This window comes from Lacinutrix sp. MEBiC02595 (genome assembly GCF_053601555.1).
Genome location: NZ_JBSHNU010000235.1, coordinates 1 through 256, shown reverse-complemented (window position 1 = coordinate 256; position 256 = coordinate 1). Strand labels below are relative to the sequence as shown.

General features: G+C 30.1%; 1 protein-coding gene. It reads right to left on the bottom strand.

Features of this window, described 5'->3' with window-relative positions; genetic code table 11:
* Positions 1–152 precede the first annotated feature (152 nt).
* The coding region (locus tag ACVCZW_RS13290; protein WP_452232646.1) for a GxxExxY protein at positions 153–256 on the bottom strand (104 nt) is incomplete at its 5' end.

Sequence of the window (256 nt, the reverse complement as noted above, 5' to 3'; positions counted from 1 at the left end):
TTAAAAATCCCTCCTCTGATTATATAGGATAATTCATTTTCTGTTTTTTCTTCCATAAATTACTTGTTTTTTCTCCCGCTGATTACACCGATTACCACAGATTCTTTTAGTCTCATTTCTGCGTAAATCTGAGAAATCCGTGGGAAACTATTTTATAACCCGTTTACTTTTCTGAAAATCCCTTTTGTTATATCATCAACATTGAAGTTCACTAAAATGCCTAGTTTTATTTCTGAAAGCTTTAAATATGTTAAAA